Origin of the sequence: Streptomyces sp. S3(2020), from assembly GCF_013044505.1 — a bacterium.
In the GTDB taxonomy this organism is placed as follows: domain Bacteria; phylum Actinomycetota; class Actinomycetes; order Streptomycetales; family Streptomycetaceae; genus Streptomyces.
The window spans coordinates 19,530-45,663 of record NZ_JABERD010000071.1 but is presented as its reverse complement, the minus strand read 5'-3'; the positions used below and the strand labels follow the sequence as shown (position 1 = coordinate 45,663).

Genomic DNA, 26,134 nt, shown 5'->3' with positions numbered 1-26,134 from the left:
TGGGTGGGGCGCGTGAGGGGTGGCTAGGAGGACGCTCCGGGCGGCGCAGGTCTCTGAGGCCCGCGTCGGAGAAGGCGTCGGCGACCCATCGGGCGGCCTTGTGGCACTCCTCGGGCGGGTACTGGCGGGGGTCCGCGATGGACGGGACGGCGACGAGGTCGGTGAGGTCCTGTTTCGCCCGGGGCATCAACTCGGCGATCTTCGCGGCCAGTTCGGTGGTCATGCGGCCCGCCTCACCGTGTCGTCGGTCTTCAGGTCGTCGAGCCTGTCCTTGAACTCGTCGAGCTTGTCCGGGCAGTAGATCTCCAAGATCTTGGCCTCGGCGCGCAGCGCCTTGGCGTCGCCGATGACCGGACGCTGGCCGACGAACGCGGCACCGTTGGAGACGTTGATCTTCCACAGGGCGGACTTCAGGGCGGTGGCGGGGTCGTCGCAGACCTGTCCGCCGTCGGTGCCCAGGGCCCGTTCGATGACGTCGGTGTCGGGGCGCGGATAGCCGGCGTCCTCGGCGGCGTCGGCCAGCTTGTTGGCCTTCTCCGCCGCCTCGTTGGTGGTCTTCACGCTCTCGTACTGGATGACGCCGATGACCGCGAGGGCGACCAGGACGACGATCGCTCCGATGTAGATCCACTTGTGCTCGGAGGCGAACCGGGTGGGGCTCATGACGTGCTCCCTTCGGAACGCCAGGCCGGTCGGCGGAACCTGAGGAAGGCGTAGGGGATGATCAGGCCGAGGATGACCAGGCCGCTGCCGATGATGGCGACGTACGACCAGACGCTGCCGCCGCCGAACTGCGAGGGCGGCACGAAGCCGATCGCGAGGGCCGCGACGGAGGCCAGCAGGCCGACGGTGCACATGAGGTGCAGGGCGGGGACGCGGTAGCCGCGGGGATGGTCGGGCTGGGTCTTCCTGAGGCGCATGGCGGCGGCGAACATCAGCAGGTAGACGATGAGGTAGACCTGCGTGGTGATGGTGGAGAAGATCCAGTAGACGCTGGAGACGTTCGGGATCAGCGCGTACATCAGGGCGATGACGGTGGTGACGACGCCCTGGGTGACCAGGATGTTCTGCTGGATACCGTGCTTGTTGAGCTTCTGCAGGAAGGGCGGCAGATAGCCCTCGCTGCGGGAGATCTCCAGCAGGCCCTTGGAGGGCCCGGCGAGCCAGGTGAGCATGCCGCCGAGGGAGGCGGCGACCAGCATCACGGCCGCGATCGGGGTCATCCAGCCGATGTGGAAGTAGGAGAAGAAGGCGTTGAACGCCTGCATCACACCGGCGGTCAGGCTGGTCTGGTCGGCCGGCACAACCCAACTGATGGCCAGCGCGGGCAGGATGAAGATGAGCAGCACCAACCCCATCGCCATGAACATCGACTTGGGGTATTCCTTCGCCGGGTCCTTCAGCGACGAGACGTGGACGGCGTTCATCTCCATGCCGGAGTAGGAGAGGAAGTTGTTGACGATCAGCACGAGGCTGGCCAGGCCCGCCCACTCCGGCATCAGATGGCTGGCGGTCATCGGCGCGGCCGACGGGTTGCCCTGGCCGAGGAAGACGATGCCGAGGACGACGAGGATCGTGCCGGGCACGAGGGTGCCGATGATCAGACCCCAACTGGACAGCCCCGCAAGGGCTTTGGTGCCCCGCGAGGACACCCATACGCCGGTCCAGTACAGGACCATGATGACGATCGCGGTGTAGAGCCCGTTGGAGGCGAGGGCGGGATCGATGACGTACGAGATGGTGCTCGCCACGAACGCGAGCAGGCTCGGGTAGTAGAAGATCGTCATCGCGAACTGGCACCACACGGCGAGGAATCCGAGCGGCTTCGACAGCCCCTCGCTCACCCACCGGTAGACACCGCCGCTCCAGCCGGACGCGAGTTCCGCCGACACCAGCGCGGTCGGCAGCAGGAACACGATCGCGGGGACGAGGTAGAGGAACACGCACGCGAGGCCGTAGACGGCCATCGTCGGGGCGGCGCGCAGGCTGGCCACCGAGGAGGTGGTCATCAGTGCCAGGGTCACCCAGGTGAGCATGGGCGCTGAGGTGGATCTCGCCGCCGCATGCGCCGTCTGCGTCCGCTTCGGCACGTCGGCGGGGACGTCCATCGAGGCCATGAAGCCCTCCTGGGCTCGGCAGTTGGGAACGGCGCGGGGCGCCTTCGCGGGCTATCGCCAGCCTCGGCGTGATCCACGCCCCCCGCATGGCGGCCTACTCCGTCGGAGTGACGGCGTCACCGTTCGCGACCGTCGCCCGTACGGCCCACCCGCCTCGCCCGCGGCACCGGTCGCGCGGCACGCTGGAGCTGCCCGCACGAGGAGCCGTCGGACCGTCCGAGGAGGCCGCCCGTGGAGTCACGCGCTGCCGCCGCCCCCGGTCTCGGCGAACTCACGTCTTTCCTGGCCCGGTTGACCCGGCTGCTGCTGAACACCAGTGGCGAGGGCGCCCAGGGCATCGAGGAGGCGGTGACCGGCGCGGCCCGCGCCCTCGGTGGTGACGCGAGCCTCCTCGTGGTCCCCGACGCGGTGACGCTCACCGTGACCGCGGCGGACGGCGACAACCGCACCCTCACCGTGCGGGGGTTCCCCGAGGTGTTCCGGCTGGACCAGGTCACGGCCCTCAAGCCGCTGCTGGCGGACGTGGCGGCGGGTCGCGTGGACGCGGCCGAGGCCGAGCGCCGACTGACCCGGATCGAGGAGTCCCGGCCGCCGTACCCCTGGTGGGCGAAGCTGCTGGGCATCGTCCTGTTCTCGCTGGGCTTCGCTCCGCTGATGCAGCCGACCTGGTACGAGGTGGCCACCACGGCGGTGCTGGCCACGATCGCGGCGGTCCTCGCCGTCGCCGCGGACCGGGCGCCGCGTCTGGCGAAGGTGCTGCCGCTGCTGGTCTCGACGGTGATCTCGGTGGTCACGATCGAGGCGTTCGCCCGCACCCCGTCCCACGGCGGCCCGGTCCTCCTCATGCTCCCGGCGCTCTTCTACTTCGTCCCCGGCGACTATCTGAGCGCGGCCACGGCCGAGTTGGCCGTCGGCCGCATGACGACGGGCGCGATCCGCCTGGTCTACTCGGTCTTCCTGCTGGTCCAGCTCTATCTGGGCGTGATGCTGGGCGTGTTCGTGACCGGCACGTCCACGCACGCCCTGTTCGATGTGGCGGCGGACGCGGACATGCCGCGCTGGGCGCTGTTCCTGTCGTGGATCGTGTTCACCGCGGGCACGGTGCTGGCCTTCGCGATCCCCCGGCGGGCGTTCTGGCCCCTGCTCGCCCTGGTGTACCTGACGGTCGCGGTGCAGTCGGGGGTCACCAAGCTGATCGGCGAGACGGGCGGCACGTTCGTGGCGGCGGTGGCGCTGACGGCCGCGTCCACCCTGCTGGCCCGCTCCCCGGCCCGCCCACCACGCCTGGTCCTCCTCCTGCCGGGCTTCTTCACCCTCACGGTCGGCTCACTGGGGATGCGGGGGCTGACGACGTTGGCGGGCGGTTATGTGATCGAGGGGTTCCATGATCTGTTGCAGCTGGTGACGGTGGTGACGGCGATCTCGGTGGGGATGGTGGTGGGGGCAGTGGTGATGGGGCCTACGGGGGCAGGGCCGGGGCGTCATTCTGGGACGACGTCGGAGTGACCGGAGCGGTCCCCGTCATCGTGCAGCCCGTACAGGAATAGCCGGAGGAAGTGTTGCCGCGCACCGCGCGCGCTGACGCCCCGCAGCCGGGCGATGTGCGAGCTGAACCCCGCGATGGTGCCGGTGAAGGTCTCGGCGGCCACGGACCGGTCGACACCGGCACGCAGTTCCCCCCGTAGCTGCGCGTCCCGGAGCACGTCCTCGACGACGGCGAGGGGCTTGTCGATGCAGTCGCGCTGGAAGAGGGCGTACAGCTCGGGATGGTCGGGGAGTTCGAAGGAGCAGCGGGCGGCGATGAGCCAGCGCGGGCTATCGAGGGCGTCGGCGATGTCGTCGTAGAGGACGTTCATGTCACTGACGAGGCTGCCGGTGCGGGGCGGGACCAGGTCGAGGGCGAGCGTGCTGAGCCCGGCCAGGATCAGCTCGTCCCGCTCGGCCCAACGGCTGTAGAGGGTCCGCTTGGCCACCTTGGCGCGGGCGGCGACGTTGTTGATCCGGAAGCCCGCGACACCGTGGTCGGAGAGTTCGTCGACGACGGCGCGCAGGATGCGGTCGTCTGCGCCGGCGTCCCGGGGGCGGCCGGGCTTGGCCGGAGCGGGCAGGGTGACGGTCATACGCCTGACCCTCATTTCACTACCGAAACGGTTTCGTATCTACAGCATCCTACGCTACGCTCAGATGTGTACGAAACCGTTTCGTTCGAATGAGGTGCTCGCGGATGACAGCAACGGAGCAGACCACCACCCCGCGAAAGCGCCGCAGCCGCAGCCGCATCTCCCCCGAACGCGAGGCAGAGCTCTACGCCGCCGTCCTCGACCTCCTGCGCGAGGTCGGCTACGAGGCCCTGACCATGGACGCGATCGCGACCCGCACACGGTGCAGCAAGGCCACCCTGTACCGCCAGTGGACGAGCAAGCCGGAACTGGTGGCCCAGGCCCTGCGCCAGACCAAGGGCAACGTGGTCGGTGACATCGACACGGGGTCCCTGCGCGGGGACTTCCACGAACTGGTGGGCCAACTGGACGACGAGGAACTACGCAGAGAAACCGCCCTGGTCCGGGGCCTGATCCACGCCGTCCACACCCAACCCGACCTGCTGCGAGCCCTCCGCGACCTGATCGTCGCCCCTGACCCCACCGGCCTCGAAGAGATCCTCCGGCGGGCCGTGGACCGAGGCGAAGTCCGCCCGGACTGCGCGGGGTTGGAGTACGTCTCGTATGTCCTCATCGGAGCGCTGGTGGCCCGCCCCCTGGTCGCCGACGAGCCACCGGATCGGGCGTTTCTGCTCGACTACCTGGATGCGGTGGTCCTGCCGTCGCTGACGTCCCGCCCTCCTTCTTCTTGCTGACTGATTCCGCACAAACCGTCGCCGGGAATTGCGCGGCAATCGGCGACACAGCGAGGACAGACGTACCGGAGACCGGCTCTGATCGAGATCATCGGCATCCAGGCCAGGCTCGGGACTGCTCCGGACTACAGCCAAGCGGCCGCATTGAAGCTAGAAGTTCTCAACTTTGCTGTGCGATAAGGTACGTTCACGCTGCGCACCTTCCCGGAGGTACGAGAGCGGAGTTCGCAGGCCGGTTCGCCGGTTGTGGATGATGAACGGCTGTGCCACCAAGTGGACCTCACCTCATGGTGAGGGCGGATGCCCGGTAGGGCGATCCCTGCCATTCCGAATCCACACCGAGGAGTGGCCCGATGAACACCGACGAGTACAAGCCTGCGCGCCGCACCTGGCCCCGTGAGGTTCTGGTGGGCGCCGCCGCGGGAGTCGTATCCAACCTCGTGTTGACGGCACTGACGGCGGCAGCGCGCCTGCTCTTCTGAGGCGGGCAAGTGGCGGGCCCGGTGAGCCCGCCACTCCTCAATCGCCCGGCACCTGCCCTTCGGACCGACGATGCGCCCCTCCGCCCTTCAGAAGAGGGGATGCTGCCCTGACTGCGCCCTGCCCCTCCGCCTGCGTGAGCGGCTCCTGCCACTGCGCTGCGGGCGCGGAAGATGCGGCATGCGCGCCTCGGGCGGAAGGTTCTCCCAGGTAGGACGGAGTCCGTGCAGGTGCACTTCGCCCACGAGTTCCTTCAGATAGGCCCTTGTCTCTTCGTCTGTGGAGTAGAGAACGGTGGCACGGCTCGCACGTGTCATCAGTACGTGGTAGGCGTGGCGAACGCAGCGGGCGAAGTCTTCGTCGGTGAGACTGCTCGCTCGCACTTTCGGGTCGAACGACCCCGGGTCCGCGACTCGTTTGATTTTCGTTCCCGGCTCTTTGCGGTCCTTCCCACGCCGGAACACCCAATGCCCGTCGCGACGCACCATGTCATCACCCATGATGACGCCACACCAGTCCCATTCGAGCCCCTGCGCTGTGTACACGCAGCCGATCTGGTCGAGACCCGCCTCATTCACGGACCAGATCCTCGACGGAGGTGCCCCGTTCTCGCAGAAGGTCTCGCTGTCCGCGTTCCACGGGCGATGCCAACCACCGATACGGACATCAGGCTCGAGTCGCTTCTCTTTGCCCTGCGGTTTGGTCCAGGGCCAGCAATAGCCTGCGACCATGCGAGCCGAAGCGCCGGCCAGGGCTTCCGTGCGGATGATCCGCTCCAGCGCTTCAGGGTTGTCCGCGACTTCGACGTGCATCAGCCCGTCCGGAGTCCACTTCTCCGGTTCTTCTTCCGACAGCCCCAGAGCGGCGCGCACCCAGCGCACGTAGGCGTCACTGCCCCCGCAACGGAACTGTTCACGTAGCTGATACCGGACAATTCCAGCGCCGCGCTGCATGGCTGCGTCCTCGATCAGCCTGACCGTGCCGACTTCGTTCGGCCGCACGGACTGACTTTGGTCCAGGAAGAAGACCGTCAGGCGAGAGGCGTCGAGGAGCTCGTCCACCTGGGGCTGGGTTCCCTGTTGTTCGGGTTTCCAGAAGCGGCTCGTCGAGCGGTCCCGGAGGCGATGCGCCTCGTCGCAGATCAGTACATCCAGAGGAGGGTCCGGCGGGGTGACGAAGCTGCTGAAGTAAGTGAAGCTCTCTTTGAACTCCCGGTCACCGTAACCGACGTGTTCCTGCATCGCGCCGTTGAAGGCGCGGCTGCCGCTGGCGTACTTGACGGTTCGTCCCTCAGCTTCGAGATCCGCCTTGACCTGTAGGCCGATGGCGCTCTTCCCCGTACCGGCGCCACCGGTCACGAGGAAGACGACGCGTCTGTCGTCCGGGACCAGAGCAGTCTGGTCCGGGTCCCCCAGAACCCGCGAAGCGGTGTCCAGGATGTCCTCCGCAACCTGCTGCTGCCGCCCGCGCAGGGTGAACACAGTGTCCTCACCCCGCGACCGGATCATCGCGTCGAGCAAGGGCGTGTTCCGCAGGTTCATCCGGCTGAGGAGTATCTCGGCCGCGGCATCGCCGCCCTCCTCGGCGAAGTTCTTGCGCAGATCGGCCAGCAGCCGGTCGCGGCCGTCGTTCGTGTACATGCGCGCGTAAGCACCGGTGGGCACGCCGATGTCCATCAACGGCCTGACGGATTCGTCCGTGGCGTTGTGCAGGTAGGCGAAGCCGCCACACTCAAAGGGGAGCCCGCTCAACGGTCCCCGTTCGCCCGTGAAGAGCTGGTGGTACTCCCGCAGTTGGACAGCGGGGTGCTTCTTCGGCTCCATCATGCCGGGTACATGAACCAACTCGGCCGTGGCCGCTTCAACCCGCGTCACTGTGGACCAGCGTTTCAGCTCGACGAGTTGTACTGACAGCTCGTGGTTGTCCGGATGTCTGCCGATGAGGACGACATCGACGAGCCGCAGGTCGTTCGGGTTCTCCGGCTGGTCCACCGTCGCCGCGCACTCGACGATCATCTGTACGTTGCCACGATCCGCCGCCACCAGGTCCTTGGCGAGTTCGACCAGGCTCTCGGCCCAGGCGGAGCGTTCGGTGAGTGATGCCTCGGTACGCCGGAAGTGCCGCCACCTCTCGGCGAGATGAGGCACCATGCGGCGCCTCAAGTTGAGCGTGAGCAGGTCTCTTGCCGAGAGTTTCAGCAGGAGCATCGACACGAGCAGGTTCCCCCAGGGCACGAGTGACTCGTGCGGGTGGGGGCATGTCCTGCTGAGGGAAGCCCGTCGGGCCGCATCCGGTACAGGTGATCTTAGGCGGGCCACTGGTTGGCGCGTACGTCTGTTGTTCGAGGTTGCTGCGGTGTGGCAGGACAGTTGGCGGAAATGCCGCGGTGGCTTCAAAGCGCTGTTGGAGAAGCCCGCAGCGCTGTCACACCGCAGCCCCCACTCGCTCCGCCCCCACCAGTTCGCGCAGCTTCTCCTGGGTCTCCGGGTCCGTCGAGTACACGACGGTGCCGACCATGCCCCTTGTCAGCAGCACTTTGTAGGTGTTGCGGATCAGTCGGTCCACGTCCGCGTCCGGCGTGGACTTCTTGAACACCGGATCCTTGGACGCCGCACGATCCGTGACCCAGCGGTCGCCCCGCCAGAGCAGGTCCGGGCCGATGATGACGCCGGACCAGTCGTACTCGAACCCCTGGGCCGTGTAGACGCAGCCGACCTGTCCGAAACCCGCCGGGTCGGTAGCCCACAACGCCGACGGCGGTGCGCCCGATACGGCACGCTCACCGCGCAGGTTCCACGGTCGGGCCCAGTCGCCGATGACGACATCCAGCGGGAGGGGGTGCCCGGGCTTTGGCTCCGGGGACCAGGGCCAGCAGTAGCCGGCGGACATCCGGGCCCCATACCCCTGGGTACGGCGGCCTTCCAGGAAGGACTCCATCTCCTGAGGGCTCTCGGCAACGAGCAACTGCATGCGGTCGTCAGGATCCCAGGTCACAGGGCCACCCGCCTCCAGACCGAGGAGCCGTACCACCCATCGCAGATAGGCGTCGCTGCCACCGCAGCGGAACTGGCTCTCCAGCGGGACGACATGGCAGACGACGCCCTTGCGGGCAGCCGCTGCCTTGATCTCGGCAACCGTGCCCATTTCGCCTGGCCGTACCACCTGGTGTTCGTCGAGGAGGAACACGGGAACGCGTGCGACGTCGATCAGTTCGTCTATCTGCGGCCTACCCGTGCGGTGGGCGGCCCGTGTGTAGCGGTTGGCCGAGGTCTCACGGATGCGATGGGCCTCGTCGCAGATCAGTACGTCAAGGGTGTTCTTCTCAGTCATCATGAAGCTGTTGAAGTACTTGAAGAGGTCTTGCACTTCGCGCTTACGGGCACCTGCCACCTTGCGCATCGTCTTGGTGAACGACTGGGAGCCAGTGGCATGCAGGGCTGGTACTCCCTGCCGGTAGAGCTCACCCAGCACGGAGAGGGCGATGACGCTCTTGCCCGTTCCAGGGCCTCCGGTAACGATCAGGACTTCCTTGTGATCAGACCTCTTCGCCTTGCGGACGGCGTTGAGCACCAGGCGGTAGGCGACCTGCTGCTCGTCCAGCAGCGTGAACTGTTCACGCTCACGCACTTCCTGAGCCGCGACGGACATCAGCTGCTTCGACGGGACAGTCCTGCCCGCGAGGAGTTCGTCCGCTGCCTGGGCCCCCGAATGCTTGTCGCTCAGTCTGCCGCGGAGGTGAGAGAGGAACTCCCCTCGTCGCTCGGCGGTGAACAGCTGCCCCTGGTCGTCGAGTTCGAGTTCCCGCAGCCCACTCACCCCGAACTCGGTGGCGTTGTGGAGGAATGCCACGCCGCTGACGCGCCGGCGGTACTCGGCGACCGCGCCATTGAAATTGACGAGGTACTCGCAGTATCGGCGTACCTGCTCGATGGGGTTGAGGACGGGATGAGCGTAAGCGTCCACATAGCAGAGGACCGGGTCATCCTCATCCGGGGTCGCCTGGCTCCACTGCTTCAGCTCCACGACGACGTACGACGGCTCCCCCGTGACGGGGTGCACACCGGCGAGCACGGCGTCAGCACGCTTACTGTTCAGCGGCAGTGCGTACTCGATCATGACCTCGACATCACCGAGACCGGCCTCGTTCAGGACGGCCGTCAGAGCCGGGATGCTTCGCTCCCAGGAGCGGACCTCGGACAGGCCGGGGCTGTAACCGTGCATATGCGCGAACTGCTCGGTGAGATGCAGGAACAGCGAACCGTCGAGCGCCATGACAGCAACCGTTTCGGCGGACGCGCGGAACAGCAAGGACTTCCCCCAGGCAGCACGAAATGACTCGTGCGGGTGGGGGCATGTCCTTCGAAACTCCACCGGGGTGGAGCGGAAGCCCGTCGGGCCGCGATATCTGTGCGATCAAGCCTACCTTGGCGGGGGCGGGACAAGGGCAGCCAGGAACGGCCTGCCGACCGGCCACGCCTGACCGCCACAGCCACCCAACCGTCACTGTCCGTGGTCACCAGTGCCGTTCTTGTCACTGGCATTCGGCACACAACACACGGGGGCAGCCATGGGAAAACCGACGAAGTCCAAGCTGATGACGGTCACTTGCACCTTTACCGGTTGCCGGAAAAAAGCAACAGACCCGCCCGTCACACATCACCAGGTGTGACGGCTACGCCTGTTGCTCCGAGCACCTCCCGCACAACGACGGCAGTTCCGCGCCACCGTCAGGCCTCGTCCGGGAAACGGTGCTGAACGCAGCCGGTGGCTTCTGGGGCTGGCGCGACGTCCCACTGCCTCCGGGCAGCCACGCACCCCTGGACCGAGCACGACGGCTGGCGCTCTTCGGCCTGGCTCAGGCGGTTCCGACTGCTCGGGTCCATGCGGTGGTCTCCGCGATGATCGAGCCGGTGGCCTCGCGCCGCAGCCTTCACATCCTGTACGTGAACGAGATGAGCACAGGGATCGAATCCGACGAGGAGAGCGGTTCCCTGGAGATCGAATTGCCAAACGTGGCGGCAGCGCTACGCGTCCTACTCGGGAGCAGCCAGCGAGCCGGCGTCATCCTGCGCACCTTCACCGAGGAGACCGTACGCCTTCCCGGGCGCCGTGTTCCGCTCCCCCTCAAGGAGGTACGCGGCTGGCTGCTCGCCGGCGGCCGCCTCAAGCCACTGGCAGCGAGTGAAGTCACGGGCGCCTATCGCGCCGGGTTGGCGCCGGATCCTGATCCAGACCCGGGGACGTCGCTGTCACCCGTGGACTGCGACGTCCGGTTCCATGACGCATGGCACGTAGATCTTCCCGGCTGACGTCCCGGGGCCACAGCACGCCGCATTCTCCGTGCGCCACTAGCGAGGCCGCCGAACACCTCTGCCTGCCTCCGCAGGTCCCCACAAGAAGCTCATCCGTGCTGAGCGCATCGGCGAAAGGAGCCCTGTCGCAGATCAGCGACCCCTTCCAAGGCAAAGCCTCAGCTGGCGGCAGACGAGTCGGGCTGTACGCCGGGTATTCCTGACGCACCTTTCTGACCTGTGCTTTCGCGGTCCGGATCGGCTGTGACCTGCTAGGTCGGGTTGCAGAGGCGATCGGAGGCAGTCAGAGGAAACCGCTCTGATTCGACCCCGATTCGAACCGAGCTGCTCGGAGTCAGTCAGAGGCAATCGCCCTCTGATTTGATCCGGGTCGGCCCAGGTCGGACGGTGTTGATCAGGCCGTGAACCCGCTGACGGCACTCCGAATCGACCTCGGTCGAGCCGTGATGGGGACGCCTGCCTCCAGCAGCGGAACCAGGCATACGAATGCCTCCAGGATGGCCATCCTGGAGGCATCGCTGGCACCGATTGGAGGTCGGTACCGGACACCACCCGTGGTTTTAGCGGGCCTGGGTGGCGTCTCTGTCCTTGCGGGACGGCTCCACAGTGCCACACAGCACCCACCAGACAGGTTCTCTCCGACGGCCATTTCACCCAGGCGAGCGACTGGGCCTTCACCAGCTGCCTACGGCTGCAGCCGATCTCATTCTGCTCGGGGACCTCACCGGCCGCTATGCGGCGGGCAGTTACAGCAAGCTCGCCTCCGACGGCCGGACCCTGGTCCTGCGCGCGGACCGTCAAGGCGCGGCCGAGCACGGGCACCGGATCACGGCGGCCATCGCCTGCCACGTTGCCCGCGCCGGCTGCACCGTCGACGAGCTGACCCGACTACTGCTCCACCCCGATCACGAAGGAGGGCGGCACGCCCGGAACATCGCGCTGCGCTCCGGCCAGTCACGTGCCTTGGCGTACATCGGTCGGGTGTGGGCAAGTGCCTCGTTCGCGGTCAGCAACACGACGATGCTGGAATCGCGGCACCACACGTACGAGGTTCTCGCCGCGCTGCGGGACCGCATCGAGACAACGCCCTGGCGTGGGGAACGTGGGCGGACCGCGCTGCGGGTCCTGCGGGCGCATCTGAACTTCGCCGAGATCGCAGGCGGGCCCCTGCACCACGCCAGCGAGCGGCAGACCGCGGAGGAAGCGGGGATATCCCGCACCACCCTCCGGGTCGTCTACGAGACCGTCCTCAAACCGCGGGGCTGGCTGCGACGTCTGCGAGTCGGCCACGGCCGCGAAGGCTCGACCTGGTATCTCGCCGAGGGCAGCCCCGACCGCCACAGCATCCCCGTAGCGCAATCTCGTTTCCGAACCACTCAGTACCCCCCCGACCTGGCACTTGAGGAGTGGCCCACTTCTGAGACGGATACAACCGCCGACCTCGACTCCACCGTCATCGGTCGGCTGATGGGCTACGACGCCTTCGCCCGACATGGTCTCGGCAGCGCCGCACTGGTGATCATTGGTGCACTGCACGCCCGTGCGGCGCAGACGGTCGCCGAGCTTGCTGGCTCGTCCTCCGTCTCCCGCGCCACCCTCTACCGCACCTTGCGGCGCCTGGCCGACCACGGCCTCGTCCACCACAGCGGTGAGACCTGGGCCCTGGCACCTCATGCTCTGGAGGGCTTCGGTGACCGCCCTCCAGAGGCTGCGCCCGAAGAGATCGTCGAGCCGGCCCGCGGCTGGGAGGCAGTCGCGACGCGGCACGGGACCGCGGGCGTCGCGTCCCGGCGCAAGGCGGTGCACGCCGCCGAGCGCGCGGCGTACCAACGGGCACTGGAGCGGCTGTCAGAGCACCGCAGCAAGGCCGTGGTGATCGTCCGCGACGGGCGCCAGGTCGTGGTTCCCGCGCCACGCCCCGACGAGGTTCCCACCGCATGGCACGCCCCGGACGGATGTGTCCTCGATCCGGTCACCGGCAGCGCCGCTCCCGACTGGCGGATCGCCACCGATGGACGGCTGATCCTCATCACCCCTGCCGACCAGCGCAGTTACGACGAGCTGGCCGCCGCCCATGCCGAAGCCCGCAGCGAATGGGAGTGCGCAACGTGAACCCACCCCCTCCACCCACGGCCGATCACGACGATCAGGTCACCGCGCAAGCACTGCGAGAGCAGTACGAGTCCGGTTCCACCGTGGACCAACTCGTGGCCAGCAGTGGCCTGTCCTACGGCACGGTCCTCAACCGTCTGCGCGAGGCCAGGACCGTGATGCGCACGTCGTGGCAGACGCGCCGGATGCGTGACGGGCAGGCCCGCCGCAATCTCGCCGCCCGTCTGCGTCGCCTCTACGACGAACAGGGCGCCACACTCGCGGAGTTGGCCGTAGCCGGATCCGTGACGCGCCGTGCCGCGCGGCGGCTGCTGATCGAGGCCGGGGGAACGCCTCGCACCACACAGCAGACACTGCGCATCCGCTCCGCAGCCGACGCCGCACGGCGCAAGAAGCTCGCGTTGTCCCTACGGGCGCGGTACGAGGCTGGCGCCACGGTGCCGGACCTCGCCAAGGAGTGCAGCTACTCCATCGGTACCGTCTACCGACTCCTCCACCTAGCGGGCACCCGCATGCGGCCCAAGCACCACCACGGCCCGGCCCGCAGCCCGAGGAAACGGTCATGAGCCCCCTCGCGCGGGTCCCCGGCCGAGCCCCGCAGATCGCGGCACAGAAGGCGTGCGATACGCGATCCAGCCCTGCAGCACGAGCCCCTCCCCCGTGGCATTCAGCAGCCTCCGTGCGTCGGCCTTCTCACCGACGCATGTACCCAACACACCCTTCCCGATTCAGGAGATCAAGCACACGTGAGTGAGAAAACCCGTACCAAGACCCTGGCCGCGGCCACAGGGAGCGTCTGGGACGCCTTCGTCATCGTGGTCGGCATGCTCAAGGGCGGCACCGGCAAGACCACCTCCGCCTGGTTCATCGCCCTCTACTACGCCGTCGTCCTCAACATGCCCACCCTGCTGCTGGACGCCGACGCCACCAGCCAGTCCGCCTACGACTGGTTCAAGGTCGCCCAGGCCGCCGGCTTCGAAATCCCCGCCAACCTCGTCGTCGAGCGGTACCCGTTCGACGACATCGCCGAATACATCCGCACCAAGCGCGCGGAGTTCGGCGCGATCGTGGTCGACGCCGGCGGCGGCAGCGCCCGCATCTTCCACGAGGCTGTTACCGAGGCGAACCTGCTGCTCGTGCCGGTCGCACCCACCAAGATCGAGCGCCGCAAGCTCGTCGCCACCTTCGACGAGGCCGAGCGCGCCGCCGCCCGCAACCCCCACGACGTCACCGCCCACGTGGTCATGGTCAAGGCCGACGACCGCACCAGCCTGCCCGGCCGGGCGAAGCAGCAGCTGCTGGAGCCCGCCCAGGGCGAAGGCATCGGCCCGGACCGCGACGAGCCGTTCCCACTCGCCGAGACCGCCATCCACTCGTGGGTGCACTACATGGAGGCCTTCGGCGAGGTCCCGACCGAACTGAGCGAGTACGCCAACCTGATGAAGGAGCTGACCGAGGCATGAGCGAGAAGAACGACAGGCCGAAGCCGCCAACCCGCCGCACCGGCGGGCGTGCCCTGGGCGGAACTAAGAAGACGACCCCGCCGCCCCCGCCGCCGACCGCTGAGCTCACGCCAGAGCAGTTCGCCGCCGAACAGGACACCGCACAGGGCGAAATGGTTGGTGCTGGCACACCGCGGGTTGAGCACACTCCTGCTGCCGCTGCCTTCGAGGCACCGGCTCAGAATCTGACAGAAGCCGTCGAGGCTGCCGAGGCGCGGACGGAATCCGCCGACGGGCTGGCCGAGCGGCAGCCGCGACCAGTGGCCTTGGCTCCCCAGTCTGAAGCGCTTGGGAGCCCGCCCAATCAGCCAGCCGAATCCGATGATCAGGACAGCCCGCCCCACGCCGCGCTCGCACTTTCTGGCACGGCACCGACCGCCGAGGTGGCCATCCGCCAAGCGGTCACTCCGGCGGCGGCCGGTACGGCGTTCCCGTTCAGGCCCGACGGTCCTGTATCCCATCAGGCGCAGAAAGCTCGGGCGCAGGAGGCGCCCAGTGAGGGGGCACCCTACGCCCATGGTCCCGGTCGTCCCGAGAACATCCCCGAGGCCGCCGTCGTCCTCAATCAGCGCATCATCACGCGCGAGAGTCTCGACTCGTCGGCCCCCGCCGCGTTGAAGCTGAAGAAGCGGATCAAACGCTTCGCACTGGACAACGAACTCGACCACCTGCCCATCGGCGACATCGTCTCCGTCGCGCTGGACGAGTGGCTCACTGCCCGCGGGTTTTGAACCCGACCGCGGTACACGAGGCGGCCGCCCCCATGTCGGGGTGCGGCCGCCCCTGCCGCCTATTCCAATAGCCCAATAGGCGGATAGCTATCCGCCTAGCCAGACCGTCCGGAGCAGCTCTCGTGCCAAATCACTCCCTGTACGCCCGCCGACTGCGTGAGCTCGCCGAGGCGCTCGACGCCGAGTCCCAGCCCACCGATGACGTTCTTACGCCGCATCCGGACACTCTGGGCGTCATCGGAAACCGGCACACCAAGCGCGGTCAACTCAACTACGCCGTCCCTGAAGTCCTCCAGCTCCAGCGCCGGATCCGCCGCTACAACGCTGATACAGACATCCCCCACGGAGACGTCGTCGCCCTCGCCCTCGACACCTGGCTCCGTGCCAAGGGCTACGCACCGGACCCGATGCGGGGGAAAACGGACGGAACATGAGCAGCACGGCGCACAACTCTCTCAGGAGGCCATCACCGAGGCACACCCATACGCAGCCCTCAGCGGCGGCCCAGTGCACTCCTGGCCAACCAGCACCCCGCGCCTGCTCCCCGGCCAAAGGGTAGCCGCTGCGGGCAGCCTCCCATCGCTGCTGGCGTCTGGCCACGTAGGTAGTCGGCGGGGGCGGCGGCCGTCCAGCTCTCCGCTTAGGGCTGGCCCACACGTCCCAACCGGCCGGATATGAACTCCGCGGCTGTGTAGTCCTTGCCTCGTTCAGCTGCCTGGAGAGCATCTGCGAAAGTAACCGCTGTATCAGCGGCGAGACGATCCCCTTCGACCATGCGTGCCAGCAGCTTGTGCATGCTGAAGGGCGTGAGGTTGTGGTGGAGTGATTCAACGCGTGCGTTGTAGTCCTCGCACAGCATGTACGGGTCCATCTGCTGAAGCCGCTCGGCCATGGTCATGATCACTGACTCTGCCCAGTGCTCCGCCGGATGTCTCAGGCTCCTGCCGCTGCGCATGATGTCCTGAATCTCCACGACCCGCTCCGCCGCGACAAGTTCGCCGGTGTCTACGGGTTCGCCGAGCCAGTCGAGTTGCTCCAGCGCCGCTACCGCCAGGTCTTTGATGCCTGGTAGGCCCTGGCTTGCCAGGCGTTCCAGTTCGTCGACGACGACGTCCAGCAAGACGCGGCGCTGCGATACCAGTTCACCCTGGACCGTCTGGCGCAAGTTGTCATCAGCGGCAAGGGACAACAGCGAGGAGGTGTCGACGAACCACAGGGCAGGCTTTGCGAGCGCGGGACTCGTCACCGCGCTGGCCGGCGTCAGACGAGCACCTCGGGATCAGCTTCCATCACCGCATCCCACAGAGCATCGTCGTCCTCGCGTTGCAGCAAGGTCGCCACGACGCCCAGGCCGACGCGCTGGTTGCGTGCTGCGTCTACCGCGGCGCTCAAGAGACGCTCAGGCGCGCGGACTGTCTGCCGAACCGTGATCCCAGCACCAGTGGGAGCCACCGAGGCGTGGCGTGTGACGAGATCTGTCACCCTCTGGCTGCGCAGGCGCTTGCTCTGATCGTAGGTGATCAAGCCCATAACGCAGAGCTGGTAGACCAGGGCCGCCAGGGAGACGCCGAACTGCTCCATGAGTGCCACCAGGCTGCGCTCGGTGACACGTCCGGTGCTTAGCCATTTCAGGGTCTCGCGAATGCCTTCCTCGGGCATCAGCAGGTGGCCCGCAAAGGCGTTGACACGCCTTTCTTGCAGATTGTCGGCGAACATGTCCCGCTCGCCTTCGTTGATCACGTCTCGTGGGTCACCGAGCAGGTGGTGGCCCAGTTCGTGAGCGAGGGTGAACCGCACATGACCTTGGGAGAAGTCAGTGCTGGCCACAATCAGAGCCACGCCGTCGCCATGGATGCATAGCCCATCCGTCTGAGTTCCGAGCGGAGACAACGCTACGTCGACCCCGAAGTGCCGCTCGATCAGTCCAGGCAGGTCACCCAGCTCGTGCGACCCCAGGCCAAGCTGGCGCCTCATCTGCTCGGCTAGGTGTTTGCCCTGTCGTTCGGCCTCGGCCTTGTTGCGCGGGCGCTGGGACAGTTCCTTGCGTGCGTAATCGAAAACCTGCTGCCCCGCCGCGGTCGGCAAAGCCGGAGGCGGCGCCGCGCGCTGAGTCAGCACGTCCTCGACCTCAAGCAATTGCAGGGCGCGGCGCTTGGCGTTGCTGTCCTCGTCTGGGTTGGTGTCGCCTGCCAGCCGGTGAGCCATAGCCAACGTAGGCCGGGAGGTCTGCCCGAGCAGATGAGCTACCGAGACGCCCAGAGCTTCCGCGAACTTCGGCAGCTCCCGGACACTGATCCTACGACGACCGTTTTCGATCTTTGAGATTTGATCCTTCCCCAGCCCGACGAGCACGCCAAGGGCGTCACCCGTCAGTGCACGGCGAGTACGGGCCTGTCCGACTCGACGTCCAACGTCAGCAGGGCTTGCAGCCTGGGTCAAGGACTCTGCAGGAAGCAACGAACCCAGCGCTTCCACACCTGTCAGTCCGCTTTCCATAACCGCCTCCCCTCACGCTGCCCGACTCTCCGATACCAGTGTCGCAACCAATTTCCACTATCGCAACTACTTCTATGCAGTGGTTGCGAATCCGGGGCCGACCGTGACACACCCGACGACCGTAAGCGCGAGGCAAGACCGCTCCTCGCACCAAGTGATGCCCGCCGGAGCTACAACCTGGACCAGTGGATCACGCACACCCACCCCGCCCTACACACCCACACGCCAGGCCTCAAGCAGGCGGAGGCTAAATCTGATCACCAAGGGATCCTCGCTCCGGAAGCAGCGGCGCGCATCACCAGTGGAATATTTTGAGGTATGTTTCCGTGCATGCCACGTGGGGTTGTATGGTGCTGCTTGCTGGAGAGTCTGACCGTGGAAGGTGGTTGTCGCCGTGGATGACATCGTCGACTTGGTGGCGCAGCCCGCCATGTTGACGTTGGCTCGCGAGTCGCGCGGTTGGACGCAGGTTGACCTGGCACGCGAGATGACGGGCCGGGCGACCAGCGAAACCGTGTCACAGGGGTATGTCAGCCGAGCCGAAGCCGGCCGCCTGCTAGTGAAGGGCGATCGTCTCGCCCTGATCTCCACAGCTCTCAGGTACACACCGGAGATGCTATGCCGCACCACTGACAACGACGGGGTGGGCGTTGGGCTCGTTCATCACCGCAAGCGCGCTTCCATGGGCGCATTGGCACTGCGACGCGTTCACGCGACTCTGGCAGTTACTCGCCTCCAGGTGGAAGCCCTGACGGCCGCGAGCTACGACGACGAGAAGCACGCGTTCAGACACATCGCAGTCGACGACTTTGATACGCCGGCCGATGCCGCGGAGACGCTGCGGTTGGAATGGGGGCTCCCGTCCGGTCCCGTCCCCAATGTGGTAGAGGTGCTCGAAACCGCTGGCGCTCTACTCGTGGCTCGCGATCTGCAAGCGCGTGAGCTGGATGCCGTGAGCCAGTGGCCGCACGGTGAACGCCCGCTCTTCCTTCTCAACTCGACTGCCCCTGCGGACCGTTATCGTTTCAGCCTGGCGCACGAGCTCGGGCACATCGTGATGCACACTGAGCCTGGGGACGGACGCTTGCAGGAACAGCAAGCCGATGAATTCGCAGCCGAATTCCTCATGCCGCACGAGGACATCGTGACCGAGCTTCGGCCGCGCATGGACTTGCAGCGGTTGATGGAACTGAAGCGTCGGTGGAGGGTCTCGATGGCAGCACTCGCCCGCCGAGCCAAGTCACTAGGCGTCCTCACCGAGTGGCAGTACCGCTCGCTCATGGTGGAGATGTCCGCCTTGGGCTACCGAACCACCGAACCCGTTACCTTCGAGTTCGAGACCCCGCGTCACCTTGCCGAGGTCGTGACCCGACTGAGGCAGCAGCACAACCTCGACCTGTCCCAGGCAGCCCACCTAGTCGGCCTGGAACTCGAGGAGTTCACCGAGATCTACTCGTGTCCTTCCTCCACCCCGGTGACCACACGGCCACCGGAATCACCGACAAGTAGGTGACAATGGCATACTCGCCGTTCCCCGGCCGCACCCCCGCCCTGCGGGTCCTCGATGCGTCGGTACCGGCCGCGCCGCTGCTGCAGGGCCGTGTACTGCTGCATGAGAATGCCCGCTTCGTACCGCAGATGCGGACCCCGCTGGACGATGACCTCGGCGGCGTCGTCATGAGCGGGGAGAAGGCAGGTGAACGCGCCTACCAGCTCCGCACCTCCGGCTTCACAGGCGCCCTGCTGATCGACACTGCGGCCTACAAGACACACACGGCGACAGCCGATGAACCCTTTCTGCTGGACGGCAACGAGCTGTTCGACACCGTCGATACCTCGCTTCAGCTACAGAAGGCCCGTGGCGCCAGCGCCGCTCTCACACCGACCGGATACATCCCTCCGGGAGCTTCCAGGGCACTCAAGGCGGTCATGCGCCAGTCCGAGCGCATCGAGCGGGCCGACACAATCGTCAACCTCCCGATCGACATCGCCTGGCTCACCGACGCGTTCCTCAGTCAGCTGATCGCCGTCTGCAAGCGCATCCCGCATCCGAAGGCGCTGACGCTGTTCCGGCAATTCGATCCGATGGAACAAGCCAAGAGTGTTCCCGCCAATCTGCGGCGAGTCCTGGCCGAGCTTCCTGACGTCGCCCTGCTGCGGACCGATCTGGCCGCACTGGACGCACTCGCGCACGGCGGGCTGTTTGCAGGTATCGGCGCTGATAGCGCCAGTCGACACAGCATTCCCCCTGGCGAGCGGGCGTTGTTCAACCCCAACGGCGGTGGACCTCAATACCCATCAGTGCTGATGCCGAGCCTGATGTGCTTCAAGGGCACCCAGTCTCTGGCCCGCCTGTACGCCAATCACCAGCCAGCAACGTGCAGCTGCGACGTCTGTGACGGTCGCGGCCTGGACCGCTTCAACGATCCGGGCGGCGAAGCGCGGCGCGAGTCGGAAGACCACAACATCAGCACCTGGAGCGCCTGGGTCATCGAGATCACCAGCAGGAAGCCCGGGCTGGAGCGCAAAGCGTGGTGGCGCGACAAGTGCGCCGCCGCCATCGCGCACTACGCCCTGGAAAACGAGCGCCTGGGGCTGTCGGCAAATTCGAAGGCGGGCTTTGTAGTCCCTGACCCGCTGGAGGCCTGGGCAACGCTGCCGATCACGCCCTGAGGCGGCTCACCGAGCCGAGAGCTGCTTATACGCCTCTTCCACGAACCTCCAGCCGGCCACAGTGTGCCGACGCCGCACAAAGGGGCGAGGCGGGACAACGACCTCAACGTCATTGCTGGTCGCGACGAGTAGCCCAATGCCGTAGAACTCTGCCTCCATCACGGCGTCATCTCGACGCCGCAGAGGCCGGTCGATCAAGACAGCCCGCGCGCAGAAAGGTGTGAACCATTCGACTTTTTCCTTAGCAGAGGCCCAGCCTTTGCCCGGGACGACGGCCAGATCGACACGGATGGGGTGAGTTGCTTCGCGAACGACGACGTTGTCATGCCGGGTAACCGTTCCCGCGGGCATCCGCCTCAGCACGCGCTGCTCCGTGTCGCTCAGTGAAGTCACCGGGACAGGCTCGCCCAGGGGGAGGTTCATCAGCAGGTCCAACGCCCGAGGATTGGTGAGTTCCCGCGTGCCAACGCGCGCACGTCGCTTGATCTCGTCCTCGTTTTCGCTGTACGCAACTACCGCATCGATGCCGAACATACTCAACACGCCGATAGCTGCACCCTGAGGGAACAGGGTGCCAGGCGCCGCCGCACCGGAGATCGCTTCTGCCGGACCCCGCGCCGCCACAGCCATGTTGCTACCTCTACCCTCGCCTCAAGGAGGCTCGCCCTTCGGAGACGACCGCCTACTTACCTACCGGTAGGAAACCTTTCACGGAATGGGCTGAACACGCCAGCACGGCTGGCCGCGGCTGCTGCACCCACCCATGACGGCCACGCTGCCTACCCGGCACAACTGAGGCACGGCTGCCCGGGTCACGGGCACAAGCCCCTGCCTTTAGGTCAGGCTAGTGCGGTCATACCTGCCCTGCCGCCAGCGTGACAGCGATGACCCTAGTGCGAGCCCTCGGCGCTCCACAATGGTCGTCTTGCCATGCAATCCAAACGTTTCCCACTCTTGATCGATCATACGGAATGCTCGCTCAAGTCGTTCAAGGCCCACGCGCTGATACGAAGATCCGCTCTAGCGCAGGCTGCTGTCGTGGACAGACGAGGCGTGGGCCGTCATCCCTTCGACGTACGGTTCAGCTCAGCCCAGACCGCACCGGGTCCACTCCCCCATTCCCGCGAACAGGGTCAGCTCCAGCCGCTCCAGGGCGCGGGTCAGGGCTGCGTCGCTGGCGACTCCGATCTCGCCGCGCAGGACGTCGGAGCAGATGGGGAACTTCTGCAGGTAGCCGGTACTGATGTCGTCCCGAGCCGCGGTCACCGCGTCGTGGTCGTGTTCCGCGCGGCACAGGAAGCCGACCAGGGTGCTGGCACTGTCACTCTCCTCGTCGAAGTCGCCCTCACCCTGGGCGCGCATGGCCGGGTAGCCAGCGAGGATCTGCGACAGCCTCGAATCACGATCCTCGGATTGTCAGCTGGAACTATCAGGGGCAGATTTACCGGATTCTTCCTGGGCGATGTGATTGACGAGTTCCCCCGGTTCCACATCGAGCCCTGCTGCGATGTCCAAAATCGTAAGAACACTGGGGCTGCGCTGCCCGTGCTCGATATAGATGAGGCCGCGAAAGCTCAGCCCGCTGCGCTCTGCGAGTTCTTCCAGGCTGTATCCCCGTTCCTCTCTGAGGCGACGGATTTGCATACCCAGGGACAGGAGTCGCGGGTCCGGTGACGGTTCACGTGCTGGCACACGGCGACTCGACCGTCACACCTTTGCGTGCACCATGAACAGCTGTGCATAACTACTCGTCGTAACGGACAGCATCGCCGTGGCGGGCAGCAACAACATCGTCGCGTCCACCGCCTAGCCAGTGCAAAAGGTCGGCGACAGGTCCAACATGCAGCTCAGTTTCGTGGGCGGGGCACATGAGCAAGCCAATCGAGCCGTTCGATCGCTGGCACAAGAGATATCCAAAACCAGAACGCGGTGACACCCCGTGCCGGTGCGGTACGCCACGGCAACCTCTGCACCCGTCTGCGGACCACGGCCGAGGCCATCGCTGGCAGGCCCGGTACACCGACTCCGCAGGAAAGGAGAAACGGCCGACCTTTGCCACCTGGCAGCAAGCCCGCGACTACCTGGACAAGGTGCTCACGGAGGTCGAAAGGCAGACCTCGCGCGACAGTAATCCGGGCAGCCTGCCGGTTGAACACTTCGCAACCGAGATGATGGAAAGGAGACGCAAGCGGAAGAAGAACACCAATACCTGCGACACCTACGAAAGCCACCTCCGCAACCACATCCTGCCCTTCGCCGGCCACCGCCGTGCAAGCAGCCTGCGCCGACCCGATTCCATGGCCTTCGTCGACTACATCCTCGACAAGGAAGGCCTCGACTCTGCCTGCACCGTCGTCCAGATCTTCAAGACCTGGCGCATCCTCGTGCACTACATGCTGGACGAGGACGTCCCGCTACCTGCAAACATCGTGGCGCGGATCGACCTCCCGGACGTCACCCCCCGCGTCAAAGTTGCACTGTCTCCTGGGCAGGTCGCCGCGGTCGCGGCGGCAATGCGGACGGTCGCGCCACGCTACGAGGTCCTGATCTGGCTCGGAGCCTGCGCCGGACTACGCCAGGGCGAGGCCTTCGGGCTGAAGCGAAGCCAGGTGGCCTGGAACCACGACCTGCTGCACATCGAAGAACAACGGCAGCGCGGTAAGGCCGTACGCCTCAAGACCAAGGCCAGTTACGCGACCTTGCCGGTGGATCACTTCCTGATCGAGCGGCTGCTACACCACGTGTCACGTTTCTCGGAGCCGGAGCCCGTCTCACCAGGCGCCGAGCGCCGCCGCCGGGCACGCGGCTACGACGAGCCGCCGGACGAGGGCCTGATCGTCACGAACCGTTACGGCCGACCCGTACTGATCAGCGACTTCCACCAGAAATGGCGAAAGGCCGTGAAGCAAGCTGGACTTCCGGACAGAACCCGCTTCCACGACCTCAAGCACTTCTACACCACCACGCTCGGCGGCTCCGGCAAGCACGACCCGAAGACCGTGCAAGCACTCTCCCGGCACGCCAAATTCTCCGAGACCTGGGATATCTACGCCCACCCACCTCTCGCTGTGGAGGAGGTCATGGTCACCGTGTTCGGAACCGCGTTCTCACACATCGACGCTCCGACGACGTCGTTGCGGAACGGGTCTACCTTCGTAGCTTGCGCGGCGTCCGCGTCCTGAGGCCTGCCCCTCCTGCCTCCAATCTCCGCGTCCAGGAGCGGCCTCAGCCGCACTGCTTCGGTGACCGTCTCAGCAGATCGACCGCCCCTTCCTCTGTAGCCCTCACAAGGATCCACACAAGTCGGCGACCAGCTCCTCGAATTCAGTGCACACCATCGCATCCACCTCGGCCAGGGTCCGCCGACCGGCCTTCACCGCCTCGTCCTGGCGCCAACGGCGGTCCCGAGCACACACCCTCCGGTCGGTGCGCAACAGCCACCAGCCGATAGCTCCGATACCGCCGAGGACTACGCTCCCAACGACGTACGGCCACACCTCCGACCAGAACGCCATCAGCACGATGAGCAGGCCGCCTCCGCCGAGCACGATCGGCTTTGCTCCTGTGGCCCGCCCGCTACGACGAGCCGGCTTCCGTCCACGTTGAACAGCCATCTCGCCCTCCCCCGAACCTTCCTGAAGCGAGAGTCTCAGCAACGCAGGACGAGCCCGAAAGAGCGCAAGTCAGCCATGACCGATTCCGCTCAGCCGGATCCGGCGACCGATGCCACTATCCGCCGATTCAGCAGCGTGGCTGTCAGCGCGCTACTCGTAGACAGTCGTGATCGGCGTGGAGACGCTGGCTCCGCTGCCGGGAGCGGCGTACGAGATGGTCCACACGGCGGCGGTCTTGTTCGGGTAGCCGTACAGGTAGCCGCCGTTGTCGCAGCCGTAGTTCAGGCGTTGTCCCGCGAGCGTTGCGGTGCCTCCACCGGCGAACGAGCAGCGGGCGCCGTTGGTCAGGACGAGGGTGATCGGTTCGATGTCGGGTCCGTCCGGCATGTGGTTGTTGTTGCCGGGGAAGCCCTCGGGGACCGACAGTTCGACCATGCGGTCGGGAGCTCCGTCCAGGCACAGAGCGCTGGTGTCCGAGGGATTGGAGTCCGGGGAGAAACAGGGGTCGAGGATTCGGTCGCCGGCGGTGCAGCGCCAGGCGTCCGTGCGCATCGTGGATTCGGCGGTCCCGAAGCAAGAGCCGCTGGCACGGTCGGTGATGGTGATGCCGGTTGCCGGAGTGCCGACTGGGGACCAGGGGCTGAGGGTGATCACCTGGGTCTGCGTCGGCGCGGACGACGCCGCGACGGTCGGGGTCTGCGACTCGGTGACGGCGGAACGGGCGGGAGGTGACGTGGTCCCAGCCGGTGTGGCGCCGAGGGTGGGGCGGGACGCGGCCGTGTGTGGGGAGTGGGTGGCGCGCGCTGAGGCGTGGCCCGGGTCCAGCGCGAACCAGGTCCCTGTGGCGGCCGCGGCGAACACAGTGGCCGCGACGACGATGAGCCGGGCGCGGCTGTAGGGAGGGCGTGTCGCGGAAGCCGGCCAGGCGGGGTCTTCGACGGTCGGGGGATGCCACTGCTCGGCGATCAGGTTCGGGACCGCGGTCGGCCTGTCGTGGACATCCCCGAGGACCTGAGTCGCCTGCTCGCCGAGCAGCTCGGCGGTCTTCTGCGCCACGACGGCGGACAACGGCCGATGGCCCGGGTCTTTGGCGAGGCACGCCGTCACCAGGCTGAGCATGTCGTCGGGGACACCGTCGAGGTCCGGCTCGGCGCTGAGGACACGGAAGGCGACGGCCTCGGCATTGCCGGCGCCGAAGGGGTGGCGGCCGGTGGCCGCGAAGGCAAGCAGCACACCCCAGGCAAAGACATCCCCTGACGGCCCGGCAGTGCCGTCACGGTAATACTCGGGGCTCAGCCAGCCCGGGGTCCCGGTGAGCAGGCCGGTACGGGTGACCGCGGTGCCGTCGGAGACGTGGGCGATACCGAAGTCCAGCACCCGCGGCCCGTCCGGGGCCAGGATCACATTCGCGGGTTTCAGATCGCGGTGGACCACCCCGGCGGCGTGCACGGCCGCGAGCGCCCCGGCCGTCCCCGCGGCGAACAGGTGCAGCTGGATCCCAGCCAGCGGCCCGTGCACCGACGTGTGCTCTCCGAGCGTCAAGCCGGGTACGTAGGCCGTCGCCAGCCACGGGATGTCCGCCTCGGGATCGGCCTCCAGCAGCGGCACCAGACACGGACCCGACACCCGCCGCAGAACCTGCACCTCGCGCCGGAATCGGGCCCGGAACTGGTCATCCGCAGCCTGCCCGGCGCGCACGGCCTTCACCGCTACCCGCTCACCCCGCTCCCCGACCGCGGCGTACACGGTGCCCATCCCACCCGCGCCCAGCACCCCGACCACCCGGAAGCGCCCGATCCGAGCCGGGTCCGAAGCACGACGAGCAGCAATCCTCGACACGAACAAGTCCCCCGCCGAGAGCAATTGTGGATAAGGTGTGAACCCTAGCGGGGATCGTCGGCGCCCCACGCCTGTTGGCATCAGATGAGATCCACCCGTGCCGTGCCCGCCCAGCCGGTCCCCGAGCCCTCCGCGAAGAGCCTCGATTTATAACAGGCCGTCGTGCGGCCGACCGGCCCCCAACTCACCTTCGCCGGGCCACGCGACGGCATACTCATGATCCCCGGAGTGCAAGGTGACGTAACACCCCGCCGAACACGCCCACTTCAGACTCTACCGGCCCGTGGTTCTCCTGTTGTCGCTTATGCTCTGTTGTCTGACTTGCAGTCCAGGGCCTAAGCGGCTGCAAGACGTGAACGACCTGTGGCGGCATGCTGAGTTGCCTGGCATCTGACCGCAGTGTG

At 66.7% G+C, this 26,134-nt stretch carries 25 protein-coding genes and 1 pseudogene; 12 read left to right on the top strand and 14 right to left on the bottom strand.

Annotation, left to right across the window (positions count from 1 at the left end; genetic code table 11):
• The 3 genes and pseudogenes from HLK59_RS23080 to HLK59_RS23070 all read right to left on the bottom strand — a co-directional run.
• Positions 1–223 (bottom strand): annotated as a pseudogene (locus HLK59_RS23080) (dipeptidase); the annotation flags it as partial.
• Positions 220–663 carry a hypothetical protein gene (locus tag HLK59_RS23075; protein WP_171143395.1) on the bottom strand — a complete coding sequence of 148 codons (444 nt, stop codon included), beginning with the start codon at positions 661–663 and terminating at the stop codon, positions 220–222. The gene HLK59_RS23075 and the pseudogene HLK59_RS23080, both read right to left, overlap by 4 nt.
• The gene (locus HLK59_RS23070; RefSeq protein ID WP_171143394.1) at positions 660–2,117 is read right to left on the bottom strand and encodes an APC family permease; all 1,458 of its coding nucleotides are present in this window, start codon (positions 2,115–2,117) and stop codon (positions 660–662) included. The genes HLK59_RS23075 and HLK59_RS23070 overlap by 4 nt, the downstream gene beginning before the upstream one ends.
• 231 nt (positions 2,118–2,348) lie before the next feature.
• On the opposite strand from HLK59_RS23070, the gene HLK59_RS23065 reads away from it, so the two are divergent.
• Complete coding sequence (locus HLK59_RS23065) at positions 2,349–3,623, top strand: threonine/serine exporter family protein (RefSeq protein ID WP_171143393.1); 1,275 nt, start codon at positions 2,349–2,351, stop codon at positions 3,621–3,623.
• Here HLK59_RS23065 and HLK59_RS23060 read toward each other — a convergent pair.
• Positions 3,599–4,237 carry a TetR/AcrR family transcriptional regulator gene (locus HLK59_RS23060; protein WP_171143392.1) on the bottom strand — a complete coding sequence of 213 codons (639 nt, stop codon included), beginning with the start codon at positions 4,235–4,237 and terminating at the stop codon, positions 3,599–3,601. The two genes, HLK59_RS23065 and HLK59_RS23060, sit on opposite strands and share 25 nt — an antisense overlap.
• A gap of 104 nt (positions 4,238–4,341) precedes the next feature.
• Between HLK59_RS23060 and HLK59_RS23055 the strand changes: the two genes are divergently transcribed.
• On the top strand, positions 4,342–4,971 hold the full coding sequence (locus tag HLK59_RS23055; protein WP_171143391.1) for a TetR/AcrR family transcriptional regulator: 630 nt from the start codon (positions 4,342–4,344) through the stop codon (positions 4,969–4,971).
• Positions 4,972–5,324: 353 nt separating this feature from the next.
• Complete coding sequence (locus HLK59_RS51195) at positions 5,325–5,453, top strand: DUF6408 family protein (protein WP_240982588.1); 129 nt, start codon at positions 5,325–5,327, stop codon at positions 5,451–5,453.
• A gap of 87 nt (positions 5,454–5,540) precedes the next feature.
• Here HLK59_RS51195 and HLK59_RS23050 read toward each other — a convergent pair whose 3' ends face one another.
• Both HLK59_RS23050 and HLK59_RS23045 read right to left on the bottom strand, forming a co-directional pair.
• Complete coding sequence (locus HLK59_RS23050) at positions 5,541–7,658, bottom strand: DUF2075 domain-containing protein (RefSeq protein WP_240982594.1); 2,118 nt, start codon at positions 7,656–7,658, stop codon at positions 5,541–5,543.
• A gap of 217 nt (positions 7,659–7,875) precedes the next feature.
• Positions 7,876–9,759 carry a DUF2075 domain-containing protein gene (locus tag HLK59_RS23045; RefSeq protein ID WP_171143390.1) on the bottom strand — a complete coding sequence of 628 codons (1,884 nt, stop codon included), beginning with the start codon at positions 9,757–9,759 and terminating at the stop codon, positions 7,876–7,878.
• A 590-nt stretch (positions 9,760–10,349) separates the two neighbouring features.
• On the opposite strand from HLK59_RS23045, the gene HLK59_RS23040 reads away from it, so the two are divergent.
• The 6 genes from HLK59_RS23040 (at position 10,350) to HLK59_RS23015 (ending at position 15,542) form a co-directional block, all read left to right on the top strand.
• Positions 10,350–10,760: a hypothetical protein gene (locus HLK59_RS23040; RefSeq protein WP_171143389.1), complete on the top strand. Its 411-nt coding sequence runs from the start codon at positions 10,350–10,352 to the stop codon at positions 10,758–10,760.
• Between the two features lie 609 nt (positions 10,761–11,369).
• Positions 11,370–12,875: a transcriptional regulator gene (locus HLK59_RS23035; RefSeq protein ID WP_346779805.1), complete on the top strand. Its 1,506-nt coding sequence runs from the start codon at positions 11,370–11,372 to the stop codon at positions 12,873–12,875.
• Positions 12,872–13,441: a helix-turn-helix domain containing protein gene (locus HLK59_RS23030; protein WP_346779804.1), complete on the top strand. Its 570-nt coding sequence runs from the start codon at positions 12,872–12,874 to the stop codon at positions 13,439–13,441. The genes HLK59_RS23035 and HLK59_RS23030 overlap by 4 nt, the downstream gene beginning before the upstream one ends.
• Before the next feature lie 180 nt (positions 13,442–13,621).
• Positions 13,622–14,338 (top strand): ParA family protein, encoded by a 717-nt coding sequence (locus tag HLK59_RS23025; RefSeq protein ID WP_171143387.1) that lies wholly within the window; start codon positions 13,622–13,624, stop codon positions 14,336–14,338.
• Positions 14,335–15,108 (top strand): hypothetical protein, encoded by a 774-nt coding sequence (locus tag HLK59_RS23020; RefSeq protein ID WP_171143386.1) that lies wholly within the window; start codon positions 14,335–14,337, stop codon positions 15,106–15,108. Before HLK59_RS23025 ends, HLK59_RS23020 begins: the two co-directional genes overlap by 4 nt.
• 122 nt (positions 15,109–15,230) lie before the next feature.
• Positions 15,231–15,542 carry a hypothetical protein gene (locus HLK59_RS23015; RefSeq protein WP_171143385.1) on the top strand — a complete coding sequence of 104 codons (312 nt, stop codon included), beginning with the start codon at positions 15,231–15,233 and terminating at the stop codon, positions 15,540–15,542.
• Between the two features lie 206 nt (positions 15,543–15,748).
• On the opposite strand, the gene HLK59_RS23010 is transcribed toward HLK59_RS23015, so the two are convergent.
• Entirely contained in the window at positions 15,749–16,354 is a 606-nt protein-coding gene (locus HLK59_RS23010; RefSeq protein WP_171143384.1) for a PIN domain-containing protein, read from the bottom strand.
• Between the two features lie 14 nt (positions 16,355–16,368).
• The gene (locus HLK59_RS23005) at positions 16,369–17,604 is read right to left on the bottom strand and encodes an XRE family transcriptional regulator (RefSeq protein WP_171143383.1); all 1,236 of its coding nucleotides are present in this window, start codon (positions 17,602–17,604) and stop codon (positions 16,369–16,371) included.
• Between the two features lie 394 nt (positions 17,605–17,998).
• On the opposite strand from HLK59_RS23005, the gene HLK59_RS23000 reads away from it, so the two are divergent.
• Together HLK59_RS23000 and HLK59_RS22995 are read left to right on the top strand one after the other, a co-directional pair.
• Positions 17,999–19,117 carry an ImmA/IrrE family metallo-endopeptidase gene (locus HLK59_RS23000; protein WP_346779803.1) on the top strand — a complete coding sequence of 373 codons (1,119 nt, stop codon included), beginning with the start codon at positions 17,999–18,001 and terminating at the stop codon, positions 19,115–19,117.
• Positions 19,118–19,119: 2 nt separating this feature from the next.
• The gene (locus HLK59_RS22995; RefSeq protein ID WP_171143381.1) at positions 19,120–20,277 is read left to right on the top strand and encodes a hypothetical protein; all 1,158 of its coding nucleotides are present in this window, start codon (positions 19,120–19,122) and stop codon (positions 20,275–20,277) included.
• Positions 20,278–20,283: 6 nt separating this feature from the next.
• On the opposite strand, the gene HLK59_RS22990 is transcribed toward HLK59_RS22995, so the two are convergent.
• The 3 genes from HLK59_RS22990 to HLK59_RS22980 all read right to left on the bottom strand — a co-directional run bounded on the left by HLK59_RS22990 (position 20,284) and on the right by HLK59_RS22980 (position 21,969).
• Complete coding sequence (locus HLK59_RS22990; RefSeq protein ID WP_240982587.1) at positions 20,284–20,907, bottom strand: hypothetical protein; 624 nt, start codon at positions 20,905–20,907, stop codon at positions 20,284–20,286.
• A gap of 456 nt (positions 20,908–21,363) precedes the next feature.
• Positions 21,364–21,639, bottom strand: coding sequence for a hypothetical protein (locus tag HLK59_RS22985; protein WP_171143380.1), 276 nt, complete (start codon positions 21,637–21,639; stop codon positions 21,364–21,366).
• A gap of 54 nt (positions 21,640–21,693) precedes the next feature.
• Positions 21,694–21,969: a helix-turn-helix transcriptional regulator gene (locus HLK59_RS22980; RefSeq protein WP_346779802.1), complete on the bottom strand. Its 276-nt coding sequence runs from the start codon at positions 21,967–21,969 to the stop codon at positions 21,694–21,696.
• Positions 21,970–22,145: 176 nt separating this feature from the next.
• On the opposite strand from HLK59_RS22980, the gene HLK59_RS22975 reads away from it, so the two are divergent.
• Complete coding sequence (locus HLK59_RS22975) at positions 22,146–23,459, top strand: site-specific integrase (protein WP_240982586.1); 1,314 nt, start codon at positions 22,146–22,148, stop codon at positions 23,457–23,459.
• Between the two features lie 102 nt (positions 23,460–23,561).
• On the opposite strand, the gene HLK59_RS22970 is transcribed toward HLK59_RS22975, so the two are convergent.
• The 3 genes from HLK59_RS22970 to HLK59_RS22960 form a co-directional block, all read right to left on the bottom strand.
• The gene (locus HLK59_RS22970) at positions 23,562–23,825 is read right to left on the bottom strand and encodes a hypothetical protein (protein ID WP_206327477.1); all 264 of its coding nucleotides are present in this window, start codon (positions 23,823–23,825) and stop codon (positions 23,562–23,564) included.
• 216 nt (positions 23,826–24,041) lie between these two features.
• Positions 24,042–25,664: a serine/threonine-protein kinase gene (locus HLK59_RS22965; RefSeq protein WP_346779801.1), complete on the bottom strand. Its 1,623-nt coding sequence runs from the start codon at positions 25,662–25,664 to the stop codon at positions 24,042–24,044.
• Positions 25,665–25,810: 146 nt separating this feature from the next.
• Positions 25,811–25,948 carry a hypothetical protein gene (locus HLK59_RS22960; RefSeq protein WP_171143378.1) on the bottom strand — a complete coding sequence of 46 codons (138 nt, stop codon included), beginning with the start codon at positions 25,946–25,948 and terminating at the stop codon, positions 25,811–25,813.
• Positions 25,949–26,134: the final 186 nt, after the last annotated feature.

Bases quoted from the DNA above. Each gene is read 5' to 3' on its own strand.
- HLK59_RS23075 (WP_171143395.1), bottom strand. From the start codon at position 663: ATGAGCCCCACCCGGTTCGCCTCCGAGCACAAGTGGATCTACATCGGA.
- HLK59_RS23070 (WP_171143394.1), bottom strand. From the start codon at position 2,117: ATGGCCTCGATGGACGTCCCCGCCGACGTGCCGAAGCGGACGCAGACG.
- HLK59_RS23060 (WP_171143392.1), bottom strand. From the start codon at position 4,237: ATGACCGTCACCCTGCCCGCTCCGGCCAAGCCCGGCCGCCCCCGGGAC.
- HLK59_RS23055 (WP_171143391.1), top strand. From the start codon at position 4,342: ATGACAGCAACGGAGCAGACCACCACCCCGCGAAAGCGCCGCAGCCGC.
- HLK59_RS51195 (WP_240982588.1), top strand. From the start codon at position 5,325: ATGAACACCGACGAGTACAAGCCTGCGCGCCGCACCTGGCCCCGTGAG.
- HLK59_RS23050 (WP_240982594.1), bottom strand. From the start codon at position 7,658: ATGCTCCTGCTGAAACTCTCGGCAAGAGACCTGCTCACGCTCAACTTG.
- HLK59_RS23040 (WP_171143389.1), top strand. From the start codon at position 10,350: ATGATCGAGCCGGTGGCCTCGCGCCGCAGCCTTCACATCCTGTACGTG.
- HLK59_RS23020 (WP_171143386.1), top strand. From the start codon at position 14,335: ATGAGCGAGAAGAACGACAGGCCGAAGCCGCCAACCCGCCGCACCGGC.
- HLK59_RS23005 (WP_171143383.1), bottom strand. From the start codon at position 17,604: ATGGAAAGCGGACTGACAGGTGTGGAAGCGCTGGGTTCGTTGCTTCCT.
- HLK59_RS22995 (WP_171143381.1), top strand. From the start codon at position 19,120: ATGGCATACTCGCCGTTCCCCGGCCGCACCCCCGCCCTGCGGGTCCTC.
- HLK59_RS22990 (WP_240982587.1), bottom strand. From the start codon at position 20,907: ATGGCTGTGGCGGCGCGGGGTCCGGCAGAAGCGATCTCCGGTGCGGCG.
- HLK59_RS22985 (WP_171143380.1), bottom strand. From the start codon at position 21,639: ATGCGCGCCCAGGGTGAGGGCGACTTCGACGAGGAGAGTGACAGTGCC.
- HLK59_RS22975 (WP_240982586.1), top strand. From the start codon at position 22,146: ATGAGCAAGCCAATCGAGCCGTTCGATCGCTGGCACAAGAGATATCCA.
- HLK59_RS22960 (WP_171143378.1), bottom strand. From the start codon at position 25,948: ATGAGTATGCCGTCGCGTGGCCCGGCGAAGGTGAGTTGGGGGCCGGTC.